Source organism: Streptomyces sp. CO7 (assembly GCF_053474865.1).
The window spans coordinates 1,217,806-1,219,435 of the sequence record NZ_JBRIOU010000002.1 but is presented as its reverse complement, the minus strand read 5'-3'; the positions used below and the strand labels follow the sequence as shown (position 1 = coordinate 1,219,435).

The following is a 1,630-nucleotide window of genomic DNA, read 5'->3' as shown; positions in this document are numbered from 1 at the left end:
GGACTGGAACGCAGCGGGGGCAGGACCAGCTGCCGCCGCACCGGGGCGGCCCGCGCGTCGTCGCGGGACTCGGTCTCCAGGACCAGTTCGTTGGTGGGCAGGATGAACGCCCGCACGGTGAACCGCTGGTCACGGGTCAGCCGGGCCTCGCGGATGGTCCCGCGGACCAGGGCGTCCAGCGCCTGGCTCGCGGTCTCGACGTCGCCGAACCAGGACGCGGCGGTCAGCCGGGTCCGCAGGCGCAGCCGGGCGCCGGGTCCGGCGCACGCGTTGGCGTGGAACTCCTCCGCCCACCGCCAGGGCACGTGCTCGGGTTCGGGCAGCGGCAGGGCCGCGGGGCGGTGGACGCGGGTCTCCCGCTCCCCCGCCGGGGCGGCGGGACCGGGCGCCTCGTCCGGGCTGTCCATGGTGACCTCCTTGGTCGCGGCCCGCGCACCGGGCCTTCCCCCATGCTCGGCGCGCGCCGCCCCCCACTGCCTGAGTACACCTACTCAAACCGGGCGAGCCGCTCTCACCCGCCCGTAACACCCCTAACGGCCGCACCTTCCCTACCCCACACGGCAGTACAGGCCGCCCCCGCGCTCCGCGACAGCCGTGGCGAGTGCGGCGACCCCGTGCAGGATCTCCGTCGCGATCTCCGCCTCCAGTGCCGCACCTCCCTCCACCGACAGCCGGGCCCAGTCGCGGGCCGTGTCCCGCAGCCGGTCCGGCTCCGCGACTGCCAGCGCCCGGACGAGACGGGGAGAGGAGGCGAAGACCCAGGACTCCCCGTGCCGGGCCTCGGCGACGCTCCGCGGTTCGCCCGCGTCAGCCAGGTCGTCCCACCTTCCACCCGTCAGCAGCGCCTCCCAGTGCAGCACCGCCTCCTCCGGGTCGAAGTTCCCGCAGGAGAAGGTCTCCGGGCCGGGTTCGGGGCCGCCGTCGAGGACCGAGGCGGCTGCCGGGTCGTCGGACGCGACGAAGAAGTCCACGATGACGCTCACCGGAGCATCATGGCCCGGCGGCGGCCGGGGGAAGATCGGCCCATGACACCTCGCATCGCGCCCGTCTCCGTCTCCTGGGACCGCATCGACAGGTGGCTGGCGGTCCACTCTCCGGACGGCCTGGACGTCCTCGCGCCGCCGGCGACGGAGGAGGAGCTGCGGGAGGCCGCCCGGGTTCTGGGGCGGGAGCTGCCCGCCGAGCTGGCCGAGTCGCTGCGCCGCCACGACGGGGCGACCCGCTGGACGACCGTGCTCCCCGAGCAGTCGCCGCTGTCGGCGGTCGGGGTGGCGCGGCACTGGCACATGTACGGCGGCATCGCGGCCGAGAACGACGGGCTCAGGCCCCGGCACGGGGACGACGAGCCCTGGTGGCATCCGCGGTGGGTTCCCTGGGCGGAGGGAGCAGGTGGCGACGCGCAGGTGATCGACACCCGGCCCGGCCCGGACACGGGCAGGCTCGGCTGGGCCGGACACGGCGGCGGCGGGGACTTCGTCGACTCCTGGCCCGGCCTGGGCGCGCTGCTGCACGCGGTGGCGGAGGCGCTCCATCACGGCGGCGGCGTGCGGGACCTGCACCCGTTCCTGGGCGCGGACGGCGTCCTGCTGTGGGACGAGGCGGGGAGCCGGGACGTGCACGGTTCCCCGCT

At 75.8% G+C, this 1,630-nt stretch carries 3 protein-coding genes; 1 reads left to right on the top strand and 2 read right to left on the bottom strand.

Translation table 11 applies throughout. The features are described from left to right. Positions 1-407, bottom strand: a 407-nt coding sequence (locus ACOV8S_RS07490; RefSeq protein ID WP_448316850.1) for a hypothetical protein, incomplete at its 3' end; no start/stop codon positions are given. Between the two features lie 141 nt (positions 408-548). Further along, complete coding sequence (locus ACOV8S_RS07485) at positions 549-983, bottom strand: hypothetical protein (RefSeq protein WP_448316849.1); 435 nt, start codon at positions 981-983, stop codon at positions 549-551. A 42-nt stretch (positions 984-1,025) separates the two neighbouring features. On the opposite strand from ACOV8S_RS07485, the gene ACOV8S_RS07480 reads away from it, so the two are divergent. Beyond that, positions 1,026-1,630, top strand: a 605-nt coding sequence (locus tag ACOV8S_RS07480) for an SMI1/KNR4 family protein (RefSeq protein ID WP_448316848.1), incomplete at its 3' end; no start/stop codon positions are given.